The following is a 19972-nucleotide window of genomic DNA, read 5'->3' as shown; positions in this document are numbered from 1 at the left end:
CACGCATAAAAAACGGCACGACGAGCCGCCGCGGCGGAAGTGACGCGGGCGCGTTCGCCTAGTGAGCAGTCGGCTGTTCCATGATGGAATCCACGCGATCGGGATAAAACGCGAGGTGCTCGCGGATCGGCGCGACGGCGTCATAAGGGTGCTCGTAGGTCCACACCGCATTCGTGCCGCGCTCGCCGGCCGACGGAATCGAGAAGTATGCGCATTCGCCCTTGTACGGACAGTACGTCGCGTGGGCCGTGCGTTCGAGCCGCGTCATGTCGACGTCCTTGCGCGGGATGTAGAGCACGGCCGGGTAGCGGGCTTCGCGCAGCGTCAACGCGTCCTGCGTATCGGCGATGACGTGGCCGCCCGCCGTAACGATCACGCGCGCGTGGTGGCGCTCGATCGTGATCGGATGGTCGGGGCCGGGAATCTTGACGGGTTTGTCGTTCGGGACCGAATAGGTGGACATTACGACGCTCCTTGAGTGAGCGCGGCGGCGAGGCTTCGTTTGCCGATTGCGAAGTCTCTCGCCCCAGCGCGACGCTGGCGAATCGATGCACGCGTCGCCAGGCGATCCAAGATATGTACGTATTGCTGCACTACTTCACTTCAGGTATTGCTATCACATAGTAGCAGCAGACCTTCCATGTGTTGCGAGCGGCGCAACGCCTGCCGGAATTGCATCAATCGCGTGGATGTGCTTTTCTACAACGGTGTGGTGAGTTTGCGTAAGACGAACAGGTCAGCCGGCCGACAGGGGTGCATCATGGTCGTTTCGTACGCTGCGTATCAGCCTCCGATCTCGTCGGCAATTTGCGAGGTTGATTGACAATGCCTGCGCTCCGGAAGCGTCGCTCACATCGCGCATCGCGGGGGTGTGCCGCTCTGCTTTTGACCTTGCTGCAATGCCCATTGCATGCGCAAGTCGTGCCGGGGCAATTGTCTAGCAATACCGTGATTGGCGGCAATGTAAAGCAGCATGCCGACGCTGTGCTCGCCATCATGACCTACACGACAGTCCCTGACGTCACGACCAGTAACCTGTCGGTGAATAATGGCCTGACGGGTAATCCCGGCTTCGGGCAGACCCAATTTGGCGGCGGTTTCACACTCAGCAGGTCGTTTCCCCTGTACATGGAGGGCACGCTTGCCTACAGCCGCTACGATCCGGTCTTCATCGCCTCGGATGGCGCCCAGCAGCGCGCGGTGCCGACCAGGTGGAACACCTTCAGCGGCACGGTCGGACTCGGGTGGGATTTCCGTATCACGGACGAACTGGCTTTCCGCCCGATCCTCAACGGTACGATTGGGCGGGTCTCGAGCGACCTGAAGGTGGGGCAGACGATCTTCAATCGCGTCACGGACAGCAACCTGCAATTCCTCGAGAGCGGCTCACTCGATGCTTACGGCTATGGCGGCTCCCTGATGCTCGACTATGAGCACTACCGCGAAAACTACGAAATCGACGCCGAATTGCGCGCAACGGATATTTACCTGCGCAGTTTCGGTAGCACTCCGCAGGCCGTTCAGGGCTCGGCCACGGCCCAGCAGGTGAGCCTATGGACGCGCTGGCGCGCGCCGACCGGCTGGCACGCGCTGGACAGGCCGGTTCGTTACGTGCTCGAAGCCGCTTACTCGCACTATTTCGGCGACAGTGCCGGGGTGCTGGGTTTCAACGACCTCACGTCGTTGGGAGTGGGCCTCGAACTCGATAGCAGCAAATATCCCATCATCGTCACTCGCACGCGCGCGTTGGTCCGATATGTGTTCGGACGCAACGTGCACGGCCTGTCATTCGGATTCGCGATGAGTTTCTAATTGAGGTGTTTGTTAACCGCCAGGAAAATCAACTGTGATTCGTTGCCTTGATGGCTCACAGCAAATCCGTTTTGCTCGAGAAACCGCAAAAATGCCAGGCCGTCCCCTCTATCAGATCCGCCTGCTTCGCCAACGATCAGGCGAACTCTCTGCGACAGCAGCCGGCCATGCGGAAACAGGATGGCATGTTCCGAGCCTTCGACATCAATCTTCAACAAATCCAGAACTTCCGACGAAAAGCCTTCGAGTAACGTCGGAAAATCCGTCACGGGGACCTCGACTGTCTCGGTGGCGGAGTGCTCGGCCATGTTCAGCTTATTGCCGCCGGTGTTGTCGGAGCTGATAAACAACGTTCCCACGCCCGACTGCGAAGACACCGCCATCTCCTTCAGCTCAATCGAAGAATGGAGCTGATTGAGTTCGATGTTCTTCCGAATCAACTCGGCATTGCGAGGCGCCGGCTCGACAACGATTATCTGCATGGGCTGTTTCAACAGCGCACTGATCTGGATGGAAAACGAACCGATATGGCCGCCGAGATCGAGTACGGTAGTACCCTGGAAGCCGATTCCAGACAGTTTGTCGAGATATTCGGACCGTACCTCATCCACGATACCCTCATCCATCGTGCCGGTACGGACAGCAAACTGGAAACCGTACTTGTTCACGATGACTACTTCGCCAGGCGGCTTGTTGTTCGCCACTAGTTCCGCGAGTTGCTTCGGTGACTCGGAATTGGGCACCGTAGTAAGGTGAAGACTCCTGTCGGCAATCGCGATATAGGCACTATTCGCGAACGGCACGTGCATCTGCGCGATCCTGTCTGCGTACTGTGGAGAAAGTTGGTTCAACATCGCCCGGTTGACGATCATCAAGCTCACCTGCGGAGAATATTCTCCGATAGGACTCAGCTTCAACCTGCCGTTCAGCAGCAAGGGTCGAGCCATTGCAAAAACTCTTTTGAAGTAGTTCGGAACCGCAATGGTCAACTGTGCATCCGGGTTCAGCGAATTGAGATCTGAAACAAGCCACCTCAACATTTCGATTGCCTGCTCGTCCCCTGCTTGCCTGGCAAGGATCTTTACCGCTGAATCGTTCTTCAGTTTTCCGAAGAACCGTGGTGCTGTACCGAGGAGCTTCAGCCGAGCGCGAGTATCGATGTAACCAATGGCACGTCTGAACAAGTTTCGGGCACCACCCGACCTGTAGGCCGATGTGATTTGCTGACTTAGTTTCATTTCGACGAGTCTCTTCGCTGAGTGATTCACGATTGTAGACGCGCGGCGCTCGGGCGGCCATACCGCTGCGTGGCTGGCCCGCTGTTTTTGTACGGCCGGCGTCGATTAAGGAAACTTGCCGTTGCGACAAATCCGCCATACTGTGCAGGTGAGCGAGGGAACGAAATTCCCCAATGCCCGTACTGCGGCAACGACACCGCGAGCCGCATGTGCGAGTTCGGCAACCAGTCGCCCAATGCAGGAGGATCAAGATGCTGACGCAGAAAACGAAGGACATCGTGAAAGCGACGGCCCCGGTGCTGGCCGCGCACGGCAACACGATCATTCGACGCTTTTACCTACGGCTCTTCGAGGCGCATCCCGAACTGAAGAACGTGTTCAATATGGCGCACCAGGAGCAGGGGCAGCAGCAGGAAGCGCTTGCCCGCGCTGTGTACGCGTACGCAGAGAACATCGAGGACCCGGGCAGTCTTGCCGCGGTGTTGCGCAATATCGCCAACAAGCATGCGAGCCTCGACGTGAAAGCGGAGCACTATCCGATCGTCGGCGAACATCTGCTCGGCGCGATCAGGGACGTGCTCGGCGAAGCCGCCACCGACGACATCATCTCCGCGTGGGCCCAGGCATACGGCAATCTCGCAGACGTGCTGATGGGCATGGAAAGCGAGTTGCGCGAGGCGCGCGCGGCGCAACTCGGCGGCTGGACCGGATGGCGCACGTTCGTGGTCAAGGACAAGCGGCCCGAGAGCAGCGTGATCACGTCGTTCATTCTCGAACCGAAGGACGGGCAGCCGGTCGCCAACTTCGAGCCGGGCCAGTACATCGGCATTGCCGTCGATGTGCCTGCGCTCGGTTTGCAGCAGATCCGTCAATACAGTTTGTCCGACGTGCCGAATGGCCACAGCTATCGGATCTCCGTCAAGCGCGAGAGCGGCGAGGCCGGGCGGCCGCCGGGCTATGTGTCATCGCTGCTGCACGACCACGTAAGCGTTGGCGACGAAGTGAAGCTGGCGGCACCGTACGGCACGTTCTACATCGATGTCCATGCGAAAACGCCGATCGTGCTGATCAGCGGCGGCGTCGGTCTGACGCCGATGGTCAGCATGTTGAAGCGCGCGATTCAGGACCCGCAGCGGCGCGTGGTGTTCATTCACGGCGCGCGCAACGGCGCGGTGCACGCAATGCGCGACCGGCTGCGCCAAACCGCCGCGACCCAGCCGAATTTCCGCGCGATCGTGTTCTACGACGCGCCGCTCGGCACCGACGTGCAGGGCCGCGACTACGACCATGCGGGCTTCATCGACCTCGGCAAGCTGCGCGACGAGATTCTGCTGCCCGATGCCGACTATTACATTTGCGGTCCTATTCCTTTCATGCGGTTGCAGCACGACGCACTGAAAAACTTGGACATCCACGAGTCGAAGATTCATTACGAGGTGTTCGGCCCCGATCTGTTTGCTGAATGACGCATACGGCTGCCGACGCGCGATCGGCAGCCGCCGCACGGACCCTGGGCCGTACGGCGGCGGCGATGGTAGCGACGATGCCGCGTGTTGGTGGCTGCGCAGCGCTCAGCGCCGCGGCTTCGAACCCCGCCAGGCCGATTTGCGCGCGAACTCGACGAACGAATGCAGATAGTCGAGCGAGGCGTCCGCTTCGCGCGTGCCAAGAAAAATCTGCTTGGCGATCCCCGTCTTGCCGAGCTTCACGCTCACCACCGGCATCCGGTCCGCGTATTCCTCGGCGAGCCAGCGCGGTAGCGCGGCCACGCCGCGATGGCTCGCGACCATCTGCAGCATGATGTCCGTGGTCTCGATCGTCTTGTGGCGGCGCGGGGCGACGCCGGCAGGACGCAGGAACAGGTTGTAGATATCGAGGCGATCGGTGTCGACCGGATAGGTGATCAGCGTTTCATCGACGAGCTGCTCGGGCCGCACAAAGCGCGCGTTGGCGAGCCGATGCCCTTCGGCCACCACCAGCACCTGCTCGTAATCGAACACCGGTTCGAAGCTGAGGCCGGGCCGCTTGAGCGGATCGGGCGTGACGAGCACGTCGATGTCGTAGCCGAATAACGCGCCGATGCCGCCGAACTGGAAACGCTGCTTGACGTCGACATCGACGTCGGGCCAGCGCGCCAGGTACGGCGACACGACTTTCAGCAACCACTGATAGCACGGGTGGCATTCCATGCCGATGCGCAGCGTGCCGCGCTCGCCGTTCGCGTATTGCTTCATGCGTGCTTCGGCGTGCTCGAACTGAGGCAGCATCCGCTCGGCGAGCGACAGCAGGTATTGGCCCGCCTGCGTGAGGCGCAGGTTACGGCCATCGCGTTCCCAGACCGACGTGCCGAGCTGCTGCTCGAGCTTCTTGACGCTATGGCTCAACGCCGACTGCGTCAGATGCAGCGCGCCGGCCGCCGCCGTGAGCGAGCCCTGCCGTTCGACTTCGCGGATCAGGGTGAGATGAAAGCGTTCGAGCATGATGACGTGGGCCCCGGCGCACCGTGCGCCTTAAACATGGAATGAACAAAACTAATGGATGGATGAAATAATGCCATTTTTATTCATGGAATGAAAACCCTATCATCGCTGCCAGTTCTCGCATTTAGTGCAATTTCAATTGGAAGGCAGCATCCATGGTCACGACACACAATCTCGGCTTCCCGCGCATCGGCGCACAACGCGAACTCAAGTTCGGCCTGGAACGCTACTGGAAGGGAGAATCGTCGCGCGACGAACTGAAGGCGCTCGGCAAGCAGTTGCGCGCGCGTCACTGGAACGACCAGCGCGAACTCGACCTCGCGCCGGTCGGCGATTTCGCGTTCTACGACCAGGTGCTCGACATGAGCTTCACGCTCGGCAATCTGCCGGCACGCGTGCGGGGCTTTCACGGCGACAAGCTCGACAACTACTTCCGCGTCGCGCGCGGCCGCTCGGCGCAGGGCGCCGAAGAGCGTGCCGCGTGCTGCGGCGGCGTCGCGGCCGGCGAAATGACGAAGTGGTTCGATACCAACTACCACTACATCGTCCCTGAATTCACCGCCGAAACGACGTTCAATCTCGACCCGTCAGGCTTTCTCGAACAACTGCGCGAAGCGCGCGAGCAGGGCGTGAGGGCGAAGCCGGTGATCATCGGACCGATCACGTATCTGTGGCTCGGCAAGGCGAAGGACGGGTTTGGCACACTCGCGGACAAGCTCGCGCTGCTGCCGCGTCTGATGCCGGTGTATCGCGCGTTGCTCGACTATTTCAAGGTGATGGACGTCGAGTGGGTGCAGATCGATGAACCGGTGCTCGTCACCGAACTGGATCCGGCATGGCGCGATGCATTCGTGAGCGCGTATCAGGGCTTCGAGGAACGGGGCGTCAAGCTGCTGCTGACGACCTACTTCGGCCAGCTGAAAGAGAACCTTGAGCTTGCTTGCAGCCTGCCCGTGGACGGTTTGCACATCGACGCGATCAACGCGCGTGACGAAGTCGCACTGGCCGCGCAAAGGCTACCCGCGCACAGCGTGCTGTCGGTCGGCGCGATCAACGGCCGCAACATCTGGAAGACCGATCTGAATGCCGCGCTCGAATGGCTCGCGCCGCTCGCGCGGCAACTGGGCGATCGTCTGTGGCTCGCTCCGTCTTGCTCGTTGCTGCACGTGCCGGTCGATCTCGCGAGCGAAGACAAGCTCGATCCAGAGATTCGCTCATGGCTTGCCTTCGCGCTGCAAAAGCTCGACGAACTGAGGGTGCTCGCCGTCGCGCTGAACGGCGGCCGCGAGAAGGTCGCGCATGAACTCGCGGCGAACGCCGCCGCGCTTGCCGCCCGGCGCAACTCGCCGCGCGTGAACAACCCGGCGGTGAAGGCTGCGCTGGCGCGCATCGACGCGAAGCTCGGCAAGCGCCAGCACGCCTACGCCGAACGCGCCAGGAAGCAGGCCGCGCTGTTGCAGCTCCCCGCGTACCCGACCACGACGATCGGCTCGTTCCCGCAAACGCCGGAGATCCGTCACGCACGCAGCCAGTTCAGGAGCGGCGCGCTCGATCAGGCCGCTTATCAGGACGCCATGCGCAAGGAAATCGAGCGCAGCGTGCGCGAGCAGGAAGCGCTGGGCCTCGACGTGCTCGTGCACGGTGAAGCCGAACGCAACGACATGGTCGAATACTTCGGCGAGCAGCTCGACGGATACGCGTTCAGCCGGTTCGGCTGGGTGCAGTCGTACGGCTCGCGCTGCGTGAAGCCGCCTGTCCTGTTCGGCGACATCAGCCGCCCGAGGGCGATGACGCTCGAGTGGATCAGCTACGCGCAGTCGCTGACGAACAAGCCGATGAAGGGTATGTTGACGGGTCCCGTGACGATCCTGAACTGGTCGTTCGTGCGCGACGACCAGCCGCGTGTGGTGTCGTGCTACCAGCTTGCACTGGCGATCCGCGAAGAAGTGCTCGACCTGGAAAAGGCCGGTGTGCAGGTCGTGCAGATCGACGAAGCCGCGCTGCGCGAAGGTCTGCCGCTGCGCCGGGCGCAGTGGGGCGAGTACCTGCGCTGGGCGGTGGAATCGTTTCGTATCGCCGCGAACGGCGTGCAGGACGAAACGCAAATCCACACGCATATGTGCTATTCAGAGTTCAACGACATCATCGCGTCGATCGCCGATATGGACGCGGACGTCATCACGATCGAAACCTCGCGCTCGGACATGGAGCTGCTCGAAGCCTTCGACAACTTCAACTATCCGAACGAGATCGGCCCGGGCGTCTACGACATCCACTCGCCGAACATTCCGACGCAGCAGCACATCGTCCAACTGATGCAGAAGGCGGCGGAGCGCATTCCGGCGCAGCGCTTGTGGGTGAATCCGGATTGCGGTCTGAAGACGCGACAATGGGCTGAAGTCATTCCCGCGCTTTCGAACATGGTCGCTGCCGCGAAGACGCTGCGCAGCCAGGTTCAGTAAAACGCGAGCGGGCCGGCGGTCCTTTCTCGCACGCCGGGGTAGCCGGTCTGCCCCATGGCGACTGGCTAACGAAGACTCGCCGCGGATGCTGGCCGGCGGTATGCTCGTTGCTGAAGCGTGGAAGACGGCGAACCCGCGCGCGGCGCTGCCCCAATGGGTGTCGCGCGGGCTGCTGCGCTCGCGAGGAGGCGGCGATGGGCGATTTCAACGAAGCGCGCGCATGGATGGTCGAGCGACAGATCGTGCGTCGCGGCGTGCGTGACGAGTACGTGATCGCCGCGATGCGGCGCGTGCCGCGCGAAGCATTCGTGCCGGCCGATCTGCGTGATTTCGCGTATGACGATACGCCGCTGCCGATCGGCGGCGAGCAGTCGATATCGCAGCCGTTCATCGTCGCCAGGATGCTGGCAGCCGCCGAACTGCAGCCTGGCAATCACGTGCTCGACATCGGCACGGGCTCCGGCTACGCGGCCGCGATCGCAGCGGAGATCGCGGGCCGGGTGGATTCGATCGAACGCGACCCGAGCCTCGCCGAGGACGCCCGCGAGCGCTTGCAGCGGCTCGGCTACGAGAACGTCGAAGTGCACGTCGGCGACGGCACCGTGGGTTTTGCCGCGCATGCGCCGTATGACGCGATCATCGCGGCGGCGGGCGGACCGCATGTGCCGCAGGCGCTGCGCGCGCAACTGGCGCCGGGCGGGCGGCTCGTGATGCCGGTCGGCAGCAGCCTGAGCCATCAGCGGCTCGTCAAGATCGTGCGGCGCGGCGAACACGACTACGACGAACAGGCGTTGGCTGAGGTGCGCTTCGTGCCGCTCGTCGGCGACGATGGCTGGCCGCAGCCCGGTGGTGCGCCGCCCTTGAATTAGCGGCCTGCGCGATCGACCGATGGTGAACTTCAGTCGCGCAGCTTCACCGCGGTCATGCGCGGCATCAGCAGATGAATGATGCCCAACGCCACCAGATACGCCGATGCGCCGACAGTAAAGAGCGCCCAATACTGCCCGGTGCGCTGCAAGGTCTCGCCGATCACGCCGGAGTAGAAGAACGACCCGATCATGCCCGCCACGCCGCCGATCCCGATGACCGTGCCGACCAGCCGCTTTGGAAACACGTCGCCGACCGTCGTGACGAGGTTCGCCGACCATCCCTGGTGCGCCGCCGCGGCGAGACCCACCGCGAACACCGCGTACCACAGGCTCTGGAAATACGACAGGGTGGCGATCGGCACGACGCACAACGCACAAACGAGCATCGTGAGCTTGCGCGCATAGTTCGGCTTGTTGGTGCGCGCCATCAGGCGCGACGACAGCCAGCCGCCCGCCACGCTGCCAACCGATGCCATCGTATAGATGGCGATCAGCGGCAGGCCCATCTTGCCGATGTCGATATGGCGCGATTCATTGAGCCACTTGGGCAGCCAGAACAGATAGAACCACCAGACCGGATCGGTCAGCAGCTTGCCGAAGACGAACGCCCACGTCTCACGGTATTTGAGCACCGACAACCAGCTGACTTTCTGTTCGGCGACTTCTTCGCGATCCGCATTGATGTAGTCGAGCTCTTCCTTCGTCACGGACGGATGCTGCGAAGGCTGCCGATAGACGAGCATCCAGACGGCGAGCCAGACGAAACCGGTCGCGCCGCCCACGATGAACGTCGCGCGCCAGCCCCACATGAGCGCGGCGATCGGCACGAAGGCCGGCGCGACGATGCCGCCGATCGTCGCGCCCATGTTCCAGAAGCCCGTCGCCAACGCGCGTTCCTTCTTCGGAAACCACGTGGCGGTGGTGCGGATCGCAACCGGAAAATTGGCCGCTTCGCCAAAACCGAGCAGACCGCGCACCGCCGCGAAGCCGGGCACGGTCGATGCCACCGCATGCAGCATCGCCGCGAGACTCCACATCGCCATCGCGCTGCCGTAGACCTTCTTCGTGCTGAAGCGGTCCGCGATCCGGCCGAAGATGGCGAGACCCACCGCATAGGTGACCGTAAACACCATCACGGTCTGCGCGTACTGCACCTGATTCCAGCCGATATCCTTTTGCAGCAGCGGCGCGAGCAGCCCGAGCATCTGACGATCCATGTAGTTGATCGTCGTCGCGGCGAAAATCATCGCGCAAATGGTCCATCGGTATCGACCGACGGCCGAGCGTGCGGCGGCCGTCGTGGCGTCTATCGTTTTCATCGAGTCTCCTGAAGTTTTTTTTGGAAATGGTGTCGATACGGTTCGGCGAGATCAACCGCCGGCATCGCCGCGAACCGGAAGCACGCATCCGAAGCGCGGATTAAAAGCGCGGGTTCTTGCCGGTGAAGCCCGGGTCGTACTTGCGCATTTGCGTGAGGTCATCGCGATTGCGCACGCCGCATGACAGATACTGCGCATGCAGTTCGGCCAGCCGCTCGCGGTCGAGTTCGACGCCGAGGCCCGGCGCAGTGGGCACGCGCACCGAACCCTTGTCGAACTTCACGCGGCCGCCCTTGATCACTTCTTCTTCCTGCCACGGGTAGTGCGTGTCGCACGCGTAGGTCAGGTTGGAGATGCTCGCCGCGACGTGCGTCATCGCCATCAGGCTGATGCCGAGGTGCGAGTTCGAGTGCATCGACATGCCGAGATCCCACAGCTTGCACATGCGGGCGAGCGTCTGCGTGGCGCGCAGGCCGCCCCAGTAGTGATGGTCCGAGAGCAGCACCTTCACCGAACCCATCTCGGCGCCGCGCCGGAAATCTTCCATCGTCGTGATGACCATGTTGGTGGCGAGCGGCAAGCGCGTGCGCTTCGCCAGTTCGGCCATCCCTTCGAGACCCGGACAGGGATCTTCGTAGTACTCGAGCAGCTCGTCGAGTTCCGGGGCGGCCGCGATGCTGGTTTCGAGCGTCCAGTTGGCGTTCGGATCGAGGCGCAGCGGCACGCCGGGAAACGCTTGATGCAGCGCACGCATGCACGCGATCTCGTGCGCGGGTTCGAACACGCCGCCCTTCAGCTTGATGCTCTGGAAGCCGTACAGCTCGATCATCCGGCGCGCCTGCGCGACGATCTGCTCCGGGCTCAGGCCCTCGCCCCATGCATCGGGCGCGTACGGCTTGTCGACGTGCTCGGCGTATTTGAAGAACAGATAGGCGCTGTAGGGCACCGCGTCGCGCACCTTGCCGCCGAGCAGGTCGACGATCGGCGCGCCGACGATCTGCCCTTGCAGATCGAGCATCGCGACTTCGAGCGTGCTGATGACCTTCGGCGCGTTCTTGGCCGAATGCGAACCGGGCGCGAGCTCGAATTCGACCGCGCCCGGGCTCGCCTTGATGGTGGCCCGCACGCGCTCTTCCATGCGATTGAGGTCGAACGGCGACAGGCCGAGCACCAGCGACTTCGCCTGTTCGAGCACGCGCAGCATCGGTTCGTCGCCGTAGGTCTCGGAGATGCCGACGCGGCCGTCGCTCGTCTCCAGCTCGACGATGGCGCGCAGCGCCCACGGTTCGTGGATGCCGGCGGCATTGAGCAGCGGGCCGTCGCGGAAGGCGATCGGGGTGATGCGCACCTGGGTGATGGTGATGTCGCGAGTCATGATGGCAATCGGCAAGAGGACAGGGTAAATACGATGGCGCAGATAGTAAAGCACTAATATATTAGTGCGTTAGTGGGGTTAATACTCATCTCCATGTTTCGCGGAATAGCCCACGGAAGGCCGCTCGAAGGGGTGGGCGTCGGCTATAGTACTAGTGCCTCAGCGGGCGGCCACGCCCGCTCCGCCTGCTTCCATGCTTCAGCTTCTGCCATGAAAAACCACGCTACCTCGTCGGTGGTGAGGCGGCTCGACCGCTCCCGCCACGCCGCGCCGCAAGTATTCGAACGACTGCGCGAAATGATCCTTTCCCTCGAACTGACGCCGGGCACGGTGCTCTCGCGCACCGAACTGGCGAACCAGTACGGCTTGAGCCAGACGCCGGTGCGCGACGCGCTGATGAAGCTCGGCGAGGAAGGTCTCGTCGACATCTATCCGCAGCATGCGACGGTCGTTAGCCAGATCAACGTGACGTCGGCGCTGCAAGCGCATTTCCTGCGCCGCTCGATCGAACTGGAAGTGGTCCGCACGCTCGCGGAGCAGCGCGACGCGGCGCTGATCGCCCGGTTGCGCGCCACGATTGCGGGGCAAACGGAACTGCTCGACCTGAAGAATTACGAGCAGTTCTCGCTGCTCGATCAGACGTTTCATCGGCAGATGTACGAGGCGGCTGGTGTGCCGCAGCTATGGGATCTGGTGCGCAGGCTGAGCGGACATATCGACCGGCTGCGGCGCCTTCATTTGCCGGTGGAGGGCAAGACGATGGCCGTGGTGCGAGATCATACCGAGATCGTCGATGCGATCGGCAAGGGCGATGTGGAGGCCGCGCAGGCGGCGCTGCGCAAGCATTTGTCGGGAACGCTGAGCCAGATCGATCAGATCAGGACCAGTCATCCGAGTTTTTTGGCGGATGAGTGAGGGGCGGGTAGGGCGATTGTGGCCTTCCTCTCGCGCTTGTCCAACCTCGGCCGAACCATGAACTCAAGACTTAACGCGGTATTGACCGCCCTCACGGCCGCGGCGCTGTTCGGTGCCGCGACGCCCCTGGCCAAAGCCCTGCTCGGCGCGATGTCACCGTTCATGGTCGCGGGTTTGTTCTACCTCGGAAGCGGCGTGGGCCTCGGCATCGGCATCATCACCCGCCGGATGCGGCGGCCGCCGGCGCAAGCCCCCATTGAGCACCGAATTCGCGCAGAGGAGTTGCCGTGGCTTGCGGGCGCGATCGTCGCCGGAGGTGTCGCCGGACCGGCATTGCTGATGCTGGGGTTGTCGAGCACCCCGGCCGCTACGAGTTCGCTGCTGCTGAATCTGGAAGGCGTGCTGACTGCCGTCATTGCGTGGGTGGTGTTCCGGGAGAACGTCGACCTGCAAGTGTTTCTCGGCATGGTTGCGATCGTCGCCGCAGGCGTGATGTTGTCCTGGACACCCGGAGAAGCGGGCGTGCCTGCCGGTGCGCTGCTCATCGTCGGAGCATGTCTGTGCTGGGCGGTCGACAACAATCTCACGCGCAAGGTGTCCGCGAACGACGCAATGGTGATCGCCTGCCTGAAAGGTCTGATCGCCGGTCCCGTGAATCTTGCAATCGCGATCGCGACCGGCGCATCACTGCCGCCGGCCATCACGGTCGGTGCTGCCATGCTCACGGGGCTTGCCGGCTACGGAGTGAGCCTTGTGCTATTCGTCGTCGCACTGCGTCAGCTTGGAACGGCACGGACCGGCGCCTACTTCTCGGTTGCGCCGTTGTTTGGCGTCGCCATTTCGCTGCTGATCTGGCCGGAGCGGCCGTCCGTCATCTTCTGGATCGCCGCGGCGCTGATGGCCCTCGGCATCTGGCTTCATGTACGCGAGCGGCACGAGCATGAGCATAGGCACGAACTGATGGAGCACTCGCACCGGCACCGGCATGACGAACACCACCAGCACGAACATGATTTCCCATATCACGGTGACGAGCCTCACACGCATCCCCACGTCCATCTGCCCATCACGCATTCGCATGCGCATTTCCCGGATATTCACCATCGTCATCAGCATTAGACATTCAATTGGCTAGACTAGACGCGGGCTGAATCGCGGGCTAAGGCTGGATCACGGTCATTCTGAATGGCCCGCCGTTCGCAGCCGCGTGGGATACCGCTTCGTTGGCTTCGTCGAGCGGGAACGTCTTGATGTCGAAATGGCCGGGATCGAGCAATCCCGAGCGGATCAGACCCGTCATGAGCGTCACGGCCTCGGTCGGATACATCCATTTGCCGCGTATCGTGATGTCGTTGCGCATGATCCACGGATAGGGCAGGTCGAGCCCCGCGCCGCCCAGCATCCCCACCCCGCCCATCAAAACGACGCGCCCATACGGGCGCACGGCCATGACCGCGGCGCGTACGGCCGTAGCAGGCGCCGAGGGCGGCAACAGATCGATTACGCAATCGATCGGACAAGGGGCCGCTCGTTGCATCCGTTCGCGGTCCGACTGTTCATCACCCGACAGTTCGACCGGCCGCACGCGCTCGCCGAACCGCTGTTTCAGATCGTCGAGTGCTTCCCCATTGCGTCCTGGCGCAATTACACAGCGCGCGCCCATCGCAAGAGCGACAGCCACGCAGGCGCTACCGAAGTTGCCGGTGGCACCGCTGACGAGCAGCGTCTCGCCGGCCCGCAGCGCGGCGCAAAGCAGCCCGCCATAGGGCACCAGCATGACGTTGAGCGCGCACCACCGCGCGGCCTCGCCAGGCTCGATCTCTCCGATCCGAATCGCGTTCTCGGTCGGCACGCGCACCTGTTCGGCGAACGGGCCGTCGTGAAAGTGCCGTTGCAGACGCAAGCCGCCCTCGCCACGTGAGCTCCATCCCTGCAGCGCAATATCGGGCATCAAGGCGTCGTCGCGCGAGCGCACGGTCGGGTCGCAAAACACCCAATCGCCCGCCTTCAGATGGGTCGCGTCCGGACCGCTCGCCCTCACGCGGCCGATCGCGCCGCAGCCGGGCACGATGGGCAACTCGATCGGATAGCGGCGCTCGCCATTGAACACTTCGTTGGCGTACGACAGCACCGGCGCGGCGGCGACATCCACGATCACCTCGCCCGTGCCGAGTTCCGGATTCGGCATCTGCGTAATCGCCAGCGGTTGGCCAAGCGAATTCAGGACTGCGGCTTTCATCGTCGTTCTCCGTCAAGGATGGGGCTGACGGGGTCATTCTGGCGAGCCTAGAATTGGCAACAAGGCCTGGCACTATCCCAGGATTCATCGATACCTCCTTGCAAGGACGACCATGCCGGCATCGAGACACACTGAATTCGGCGATTTCCTGCGTTCGCGCCGGGAGAAACTGATTCCGGCAGCCGGGCAGCTCAGAAGTGGCCGGCGCCGTCGTACGCCGGGTCTGCGGCGTGAAGAAGTTGCCGAACTGGCGGGCATCGGCGTGGACTGGTACGTGCGGCTCGAGCAGGGGCGAACGGTCAGTCCCTCCGACGCCACCCTCGACGCGCTGGCTCGCGCCCTGCGGCTCGGCAAAGCAGAAGCCGCGCATCTGCGGGCGCTCGCGCGCAGCCACGATCACCGCGCGTTTGTTCCCGAGAGCGTCCCGCCGGCCATTGCGCGCATCGTGTCGGACCTCTCGCTGCCGGCCTACGTGACCGGCCGGCGCTGGGACATCCTGGCGTGGAACCGGGCGGCAGCCGATCTGCTCGGATTCGATCGCCTGACCGAGGCGGACCGCAACATCCTCGTTTTCATGTTCATCGAACCGGAGACCAAACGGCTGTTCGGCTCCACCTGGGAGACCGAAGCGCGCCGCATGATCGCGCTCTTTCGTGCCACGCATGATCTCTTTGCAGGCGACCCGTCGTTCATTGAGCTGGTGGAGCGCCTGCGTGCGTGCAGTCCGGAGTTCGCCAGTTGGTGGGTTGCGCACGACGTGCGGGGAGGCGCATCCGGGCAGAAGCTACTCACGCATCCTCGGCGCGGTGCGCAACGCTACGAATACGCCACGTTTCAGGCCAACGACGATCCGTCGTTGAAACTCTCGATCTACACGCCCGTCTGATTCGCGCGACGCGTGCCAGGCATAAAGGCGGGATGCGATCGCGGAGTCATCGCAGCACAAGTTCGATGGTGCGTAAGCCATTCGTATTCGAGCGAGGCGCTCCCGCCTGCACGGGTTTAGACTTGAGCGGCGAAGCAACCGGCCCGCGAGCGCAGGAACGCGGCACGTTAGTCTTCTTGCTTGATACATACGACCATGCGGCGCTGGACTGTCGGGTTTCTGATTGCCCTGGCTATATACGCCCTGGGTTACGCGATGACTACCGGCAACATCGGCCTCGCGCATGCACAAACACAGCCGCCGTCGTTCGAGAGCTTCGCCGTTCCCTCCGGCAGTGCGCCGCATGACGTCGCGCCGGCGCATGACGGCACCGTGTGGTACACCGCGCAGGCGCAGGGAGCGCTCGGGCGGCTGGACCCGCGCAGCGGCAAAATCGACAGGATCGCGCTCGGCGCCGGATCGTCCCCGCATGGTGTGATCGTCGGCCCCGATAGCGCGGCTTGGGTCACTGACGGCGGCCTGAACGCGATTGTGCGTGTCGATCCGAAGACGCTCGCCGTCACGCGTTTTCCGCTGCCCAAGGATCGGCCAGACGCCAATCTAAACACCGCCGTGTTCGACAAGCAGGGGCATCTGTGGTTTACCGGGCAAAGCGGCATCTACGGCGAGCTCGATCCCGAGCAAGGCCGAATGCGTGTCTTTGATGCGCCACGCGGCCCCGGAGCCTACGGTATCTGCGTGACCCGCTCCGGGGAGCTGTATTTCGCGTCGCTGGCGGGGAGTTATCTTGGTCGCATCGATCCCGCGACGGGTGCGGCGCAGGTCATCGAGCCGCCGACCGCAAAGCAGGGCGCGCGCCGCGTCTGGGCCGATTCCAGCGGGCGCGTCTGGGTCAGCGAGTGGAACGCGGGAAAGGTCGGTGTATTCGATCCCGCCACGCATCGATGGCGCGAATGGCGACTGCCCGGCAACGATCCGCACGCGTACGCGATATTCGTCGACGACCGGGATATCGTCTGGCTCAGTGAATGGAGCGCGAACGCGCTAGTGCGCTTTGACCCCCGTACCGAGCGGTTCGACGTGTTGCCGCTGCCGCGCGATCACGCCAACGTGCGTGAGATGATGGGCCGTCCGGGCGAGGTGTGGCTGTCCGAGTCGGGTACCGATCACCTGTTGCTCTACCGGTCCCGTGAGGCCGACGTGAGAGGGCAGTGACGACATACTGCACCGGGGCCGGAATTGCGCGGTTCGCTGCGCCGCGCGCGCCGGTTCGCAACCTCAAGCGGCCTGGAGCAACTGAAGTGTTCGCGGATCGGCTTGTCCGCCGAAATACTTGCGCAAGGCCTCGACGAATACGTCGTTGTCGTCGGTGGCGCGCGCGAACAGGCTGACCGACGAGCGAAACTTGAGGTTATCCGGATACCCGAAAATCTCCTCGATGGAGCGGTCGCTGACAAGGTTGACCAATTGCGTCGTTTCGCGCAGCCGCGGAGCGAGTATCGGGTGGCGCAGATAGGCTTGCGCCTCGGCCAGCGAGGCAAGCGCGAAACGCTGCGCCATTGCGCTGGTTCCGAGCCCCTGTAGCTGAGGAAACACGAACCACATCCAATGGCTTCGCTTACGTCCGTGCCTCAATTCGTCGCATACCTGGGCATACACTGGATCCTGGGCATCGACAAAACGCTGAAGGTCATAGAGATCGTCCATTTCGTACTCCCGCTCGTGCTCCGCCCGATGCCGGTATGGAGACTTCCGACTAGTGTGAAAGGAGACATTCGAATTTGGCCGATGGCCGCATAGTATTCAGATAATACTTCGATCGTGGAGCGGCCCCCTGACCGTCCGGAGACAAGAACATGCGCAAACTGATCATGGGCATCGTCGAATTCCGCGAGAAAATGCTGCCGCAATATGTGCGAAAGTTCAGCGAACTGGCGCTCGCGCAGACACCGGATGCTCTTTTCATCACATGTTCGGACAGCCGTGTCGTGCCGGACCTGCTTGCCTCGACCCATCCGGGCGACCTGTTCACGATGCGCAACGTCGGCAACCTGATACCACCGGCGACTGCGGAGGGAGTCTCGACCGGCGATCTTTCCGAGGCAAGCGCGATCGAATACGCGGTGCTGGTGTTGAAGGTCGCGAATATCGTCGTGTGCGGGCATTCCGAGTGCGGTGCGATGAAGGCGGTGTATACGCGCAAAGCCAAGCTGAAAACGCCGAACCTCGATAAATGGCTGTACCACGCCAACAACGCAGCGTTTCGCCTCGAACACGAAGGCCCGCTCGACGAAACTCTGAAGCCGCACGATCAATTGTCGCAACTCAACGTGCTTGTGCAGATCGAGCATCTGATGACATACCCGATCGTCCGGCAGCAGGTCGCAGCCGGGGCGCTGGTGCTGAGCGGCTGGTGGTTCGACATTGCGACTGGCGACATGTATGCCTATGAGCGCGCCAGCCGCTCTTTCGCAGTCATCGACCGCGCGATGGCTGAGCGAATGATTGCGCGCCTTGCCTCACGGGCAAATGCATATGGCCGGCAGTCGCGCGGATCTGATGGAGTGTGATGGTTCTCAGCCTACACGGGGATCCTTATGGAGCGGGAGCTAAAGCTGCGAGTCGCGAAAGAAGATCTTGACGCATTGCGTCGCGCGCCTCTGCTCGCGACAGCGAACAGCGCGGCCAAGGCTCCTCAATTGCTGACGAGCACGTATTTCGACACGCCCGGGCTCGCATTTCGTGAGAACGAGGCTTCGCTGCGGGTGCGTACCGTCGGCAACGACAGAGTGCAGACGTTGAAGCTGGAGGGGGCGGTGCATGCGGGACTTTTCGACAGGGACGAGTTCGAGGTGCCAATCGAGAGCGACGTCCCCGATCTCACGCGACTGTACGATCAGATTCCCGAAGACACCGGCTGCGGCAAGCTGATTCGCGACGAGACCATTGCCGCGCAACTGGAACCCGTGTTCGTCACGCGAATCAATCGATCGGTCTTTCCTCTGCGCACACCGTCCGGTGACGAACTCGAGATCGCGCTCGACGAGGGGACGGTCGACGCGAAGACGGGTTCGGTGTCCATCGCGGCGGTGGAGCTGGAACTGAAGCAGGGAGAGCCGGAAAGCCTGTACAACGTGGCGCTCGAACTGCTCGAAGCCGTGCCGCTGCGCATCGATCATCTCAGCAAGGCCGATCTCGGATACGCACTGCTTGAAACCGGGCAAAGCAAGGCGGTCAAGGCGCAACCCGTGCAACTGGACAAACGCGCTTCCGTCGAAGACGCGTTCTCCACTATCGCGCGCAAGTGTCTGGATCAGGTTCACGCCAACGAACGCGGCGTGGTGTCCGGCCACGATCCGTCGAGCGTTCATCAGATGCGCGTGGGGCTTCGACGTTTGCGTTCGGCCTTCGACCTCTTCGCCAGGCTCATTCCCGCCTCTTCTCGCCTTGACGAGGAATTGCGCTGGATTGCCTCGGAACTGGGCGCAGCGCGCGATTGGGAAGTGCTGGCGGGATCGACGCTCGATCATGCCGACATCAATGGCAATGCGCCTGAGATCCTGCCCGTCAGGCAGGCGTGTGAAAAGCATGCCGTCGACAACCGCCAGCGCGCCGCTGCGGCGGTCGAGTCGGTCCGCTACACGCGGCTCGCGCTCCAGCTCGCGCTCTGGTTGAACCGGAAGGGCTGGCGAGACGGCATGTCCGACGAACAGCGCGAAGCGATCGGCGCTCCAGTGAAGCAGTTCGCCGCGGATGTTCTGCGCCGCCGGCACAGGAAGCTGATCAAACGCGGCAAGGGCCTGGCCGATCTCGACGACCATCTTCGTCATCGCGCCCGCATCGCAGCAAAGAAAGTTCGCTACGCCACCGAGTTCTTCGCGTCACTGTTCCCGAGGCGGGCCGTCAGCCATTATGTCGACGCGCTGAGCGCGCTTCAGGATGATCTGGGCTGGCGCAACGACGCCGTCGTCGCCGATCAGCTTCTGACGGGGCTGTCGCGAACGTCCCCTGAGTCGGTGTCGGGCGGGGCCTTCGTGCGAGGCTTTCTGGCTTCTCGTGTCGCGTCGGATCATCGGACTTTGACAAAACTATGGAAGCGTTTCAGACGCCTGTCGCCACCGCGCTAACCCGCGTCGCCGCGCATTCAATCGCGAGACCGTTCGAGCGAGATTCGGAACGCGAAGCTGCGTCACCTTTCGCTAAACGAATAAAACAGAAATCAAACGATCCGATTCGGATCACTCAACAGGAGACCTGGCTCATCTCCGGCTGGGAAACCGAAAAATTCACGAACCCATGTGCGAGATCGTCTCGTCTTGCAATCTGCGCGCAGTAACATATGCTCAGTTGCAGAACGCGTTTAAGGTCATTTCTCCG

Annotated in this window: 17 protein-coding genes; 10 read left to right on the top strand and 7 right to left on the bottom strand. The window is 62.7% G+C overall.

Annotated features, from left to right (window positions below; genetic code table 11):
• Positions 1-58 precede the first annotated feature (58 nt).
• A complete protein-coding gene (locus tag LJ655_RS11120; protein WP_230561294.1) occupies positions 59-463 on the bottom strand; it encodes a DUF427 domain-containing protein in 405 nt (134 codons plus the stop codon).
• Between the two features lie 362 nt (positions 464-825).
• Here LJ655_RS11120 and LJ655_RS11115 point away from each other — a divergent pair, with 362 nt between their 5' ends.
• A complete protein-coding gene (locus tag LJ655_RS11115; RefSeq protein ID WP_230561293.1) occupies positions 826-1812 on the top strand; it encodes a hypothetical protein in 987 nt (328 codons plus the stop codon).
• Here the strand turns inward: LJ655_RS11115 and LJ655_RS11110 are convergent.
• Complete coding sequence (locus LJ655_RS11110; RefSeq protein ID WP_230561292.1) at positions 1809-3050, bottom strand: FkbM family methyltransferase; 1242 nt, start codon at positions 3048-3050, stop codon at positions 1809-1811. The two genes, LJ655_RS11115 and LJ655_RS11110, sit on opposite strands and share 4 nt — an antisense overlap.
• A 251-nt stretch (positions 3051-3301) precedes the next feature.
• On the opposite strand from LJ655_RS11110, the gene hmpA reads away from it, so the two are divergent.
• Positions 3302-4516 carry an NO-inducible flavohemoprotein gene (gene hmpA / locus LJ655_RS11105; RefSeq protein WP_230561291.1) on the top strand — a complete coding sequence of 405 codons (1215 nt, stop codon included), beginning with the start codon at positions 3302-3304 and terminating at the stop codon, positions 4514-4516.
• A 105-nt stretch (positions 4517-4621) separates the two neighbouring features.
• Here hmpA and LJ655_RS11100 read toward each other — a convergent pair whose 3' ends face one another.
• Positions 4622-5530: a LysR family transcriptional regulator gene (locus LJ655_RS11100; protein WP_230561290.1), complete on the bottom strand. Its 909-nt coding sequence runs from the start codon at positions 5528-5530 to the stop codon at positions 4622-4624.
• Between the two features lie 155 nt (positions 5531-5685).
• On the opposite strand from LJ655_RS11100, the gene metE reads away from it, so the two are divergent.
• Both metE and LJ655_RS11090 read left to right on the top strand, forming a co-directional pair.
• The gene (gene metE / locus LJ655_RS11095) at positions 5686-7992 is read left to right on the top strand and encodes a 5-methyltetrahydropteroyltriglutamate--homocysteine S-methyltransferase (RefSeq protein WP_230561289.1); all 2307 of its coding nucleotides are present in this window, start codon (positions 5686-5688) and stop codon (positions 7990-7992) included.
• Between the two features lie 194 nt (positions 7993-8186).
• Positions 8187-8861 carry a protein-L-isoaspartate(D-aspartate) O-methyltransferase gene (locus tag LJ655_RS11090; RefSeq protein WP_230561288.1) on the top strand — a complete coding sequence of 225 codons (675 nt, stop codon included), beginning with the start codon at positions 8187-8189 and terminating at the stop codon, positions 8859-8861.
• Positions 8862-8890: 29 nt separating this feature from the next.
• Here LJ655_RS11090 and LJ655_RS11085 read toward each other — a convergent pair whose 3' ends face one another.
• Positions 8891-10180, bottom strand: coding sequence for an MFS transporter (locus tag LJ655_RS11085; RefSeq protein ID WP_230561287.1), 1290 nt, complete (start codon positions 10178-10180; stop codon positions 8891-8893).
• Between the two features lie 100 nt (positions 10181-10280).
• On the bottom strand, positions 10281-11555 hold the full coding sequence (locus tag LJ655_RS11080; protein ID WP_230561286.1) for a glucarate dehydratase family protein: 1275 nt from the start codon (positions 11553-11555) through the stop codon (positions 10281-10283).
• Positions 11556-11765: 210 nt separating this feature from the next.
• Here LJ655_RS11080 and LJ655_RS11075 point away from each other — a divergent pair, with 210 nt between their 5' ends.
• The gene (locus tag LJ655_RS11075) at positions 11766-12470 is read left to right on the top strand and encodes a GntR family transcriptional regulator (protein WP_230561285.1); all 705 of its coding nucleotides are present in this window, start codon (positions 11766-11768) and stop codon (positions 12468-12470) included.
• A gap of 57 nt (positions 12471-12527) precedes the next feature.
• Positions 12528-13589, top strand: coding sequence for a DMT family transporter (locus LJ655_RS11070; RefSeq protein ID WP_230561284.1), 1062 nt, complete (start codon positions 12528-12530; stop codon positions 13587-13589).
• Positions 13590-13629: 40 nt separating this feature from the next.
• Here LJ655_RS11070 and LJ655_RS11065 read toward each other — a convergent pair whose 3' ends face one another.
• Positions 13630-14709, bottom strand: coding sequence for an alcohol dehydrogenase catalytic domain-containing protein (locus LJ655_RS11065; protein WP_230561283.1), 1080 nt, complete (start codon positions 14707-14709; stop codon positions 13630-13632).
• Between the two features lie 112 nt (positions 14710-14821).
• Here LJ655_RS11065 and LJ655_RS11060 point away from each other — a divergent pair, with 112 nt between their 5' ends.
• On the top strand, positions 14822-15595 hold the full coding sequence (locus LJ655_RS11060) for a helix-turn-helix transcriptional regulator (RefSeq protein WP_230561282.1): 774 nt from the start codon (positions 14822-14824) through the stop codon (positions 15593-15595).
• A gap of 255 nt (positions 15596-15850) precedes the next feature.
• A complete protein-coding gene (locus tag LJ655_RS11055) occupies positions 15851-16810 on the top strand; it encodes a Vgb family protein (protein WP_230561281.1) in 960 nt (319 codons plus the stop codon).
• Between the two features lie 63 nt (positions 16811-16873).
• Here the strand turns inward: LJ655_RS11055 and LJ655_RS11050 are convergent, their stop codons facing one another.
• The gene (locus LJ655_RS11050; protein ID WP_230561280.1) at positions 16874-17302 is read right to left on the bottom strand and encodes a DUF1810 domain-containing protein; all 429 of its coding nucleotides are present in this window, start codon (positions 17300-17302) and stop codon (positions 16874-16876) included.
• Positions 17303-17451: 149 nt separating this feature from the next.
• Here LJ655_RS11050 and LJ655_RS11045 point away from each other — a divergent pair, with 149 nt between their 5' ends.
• Both LJ655_RS11045 and LJ655_RS11040 read left to right on the top strand, forming a co-directional pair.
• Entirely contained in the window at positions 17452-18165 is a 714-nt protein-coding gene (locus LJ655_RS11045; RefSeq protein WP_230561279.1) for a carbonic anhydrase, read from the top strand.
• Positions 18166-18192: 27 nt separating this feature from the next.
• Positions 18193-19722 (top strand): CYTH and CHAD domain-containing protein, encoded by a 1530-nt coding sequence (locus LJ655_RS11040; RefSeq protein WP_230561278.1) that lies wholly within the window; start codon positions 18193-18195, stop codon positions 19720-19722.
• Positions 19723-19972: the final 250 nt, after the last annotated feature.

Source organism: Paraburkholderia translucens (genome assembly GCF_020881035.1).
Taxonomy (GTDB): Bacteria; Pseudomonadota; Gammaproteobacteria; order Burkholderiales; family Burkholderiaceae; genus Paraburkholderia; species Paraburkholderia translucens.
This window is presented reverse-complemented; position numbering and strand designations above follow the sequence as displayed.

Coding starts and splice junctions, on each gene's coding strand:
- LJ655_RS11120 (WP_230561294.1), bottom strand. CDS start 463: ATGTCCACCTATTCGGTCCCGAACGACAAACCCGTCAAGATTCCCGGC.
- LJ655_RS11115 (WP_230561293.1), top strand. CDS start 826: ATGCCTGCGCTCCGGAAGCGTCGCTCACATCGCGCATCGCGGGGGTGT.
- LJ655_RS11110 (WP_230561292.1), bottom strand. CDS start 3,050: ATGAAACTAAGTCAGCAAATCACATCGGCCTACAGGTCGGGTGGTGCC.
- hmpA (WP_230561291.1), top strand. CDS start 3,302: ATGCTGACGCAGAAAACGAAGGACATCGTGAAAGCGACGGCCCCGGTG.
- LJ655_RS11100 (WP_230561290.1), bottom strand. CDS start 5,530: ATGCTCGAACGCTTTCATCTCACCCTGATCCGCGAAGTCGAACGGCAG.
- metE (WP_230561289.1), top strand. CDS start 5,686: ATGGTCACGACACACAATCTCGGCTTCCCGCGCATCGGCGCACAACGC.
- LJ655_RS11090 (WP_230561288.1), top strand. CDS start 8,187: ATGGGCGATTTCAACGAAGCGCGCGCATGGATGGTCGAGCGACAGATC.
- LJ655_RS11085 (WP_230561287.1), bottom strand. CDS start 10,180: ATGAAAACGATAGACGCCACGACGGCCGCCGCACGCTCGGCCGTCGGT.
- LJ655_RS11080 (WP_230561286.1), bottom strand. CDS start 11,555: ATGACTCGCGACATCACCATCACCCAGGTGCGCATCACCCCGATCGCC.
- LJ655_RS11075 (WP_230561285.1), top strand. CDS start 11,766: ATGAAAAACCACGCTACCTCGTCGGTGGTGAGGCGGCTCGACCGCTCC.
- LJ655_RS11070 (WP_230561284.1), top strand. CDS start 12,528: ATGAACTCAAGACTTAACGCGGTATTGACCGCCCTCACGGCCGCGGCG.
- LJ655_RS11065 (WP_230561283.1), bottom strand. CDS start 14,709: ATGAAAGCCGCAGTCCTGAATTCGCTTGGCCAACCGCTGGCGATTACG.
- LJ655_RS11060 (WP_230561282.1), top strand. CDS start 14,822: ATGCCGGCATCGAGACACACTGAATTCGGCGATTTCCTGCGTTCGCGC.
- LJ655_RS11055 (WP_230561281.1), top strand. CDS start 15,851: ATGACTACCGGCAACATCGGCCTCGCGCATGCACAAACACAGCCGCCG.
- LJ655_RS11050 (WP_230561280.1), bottom strand. CDS start 17,302: ATGGACGATCTCTATGACCTTCAGCGTTTTGTCGATGCCCAGGATCCA.
- LJ655_RS11045 (WP_230561279.1), top strand. CDS start 17,452: ATGCGCAAACTGATCATGGGCATCGTCGAATTCCGCGAGAAAATGCTG.
- LJ655_RS11040 (WP_230561278.1), top strand. CDS start 18,193: ATGGAGCGGGAGCTAAAGCTGCGAGTCGCGAAAGAAGATCTTGACGCA.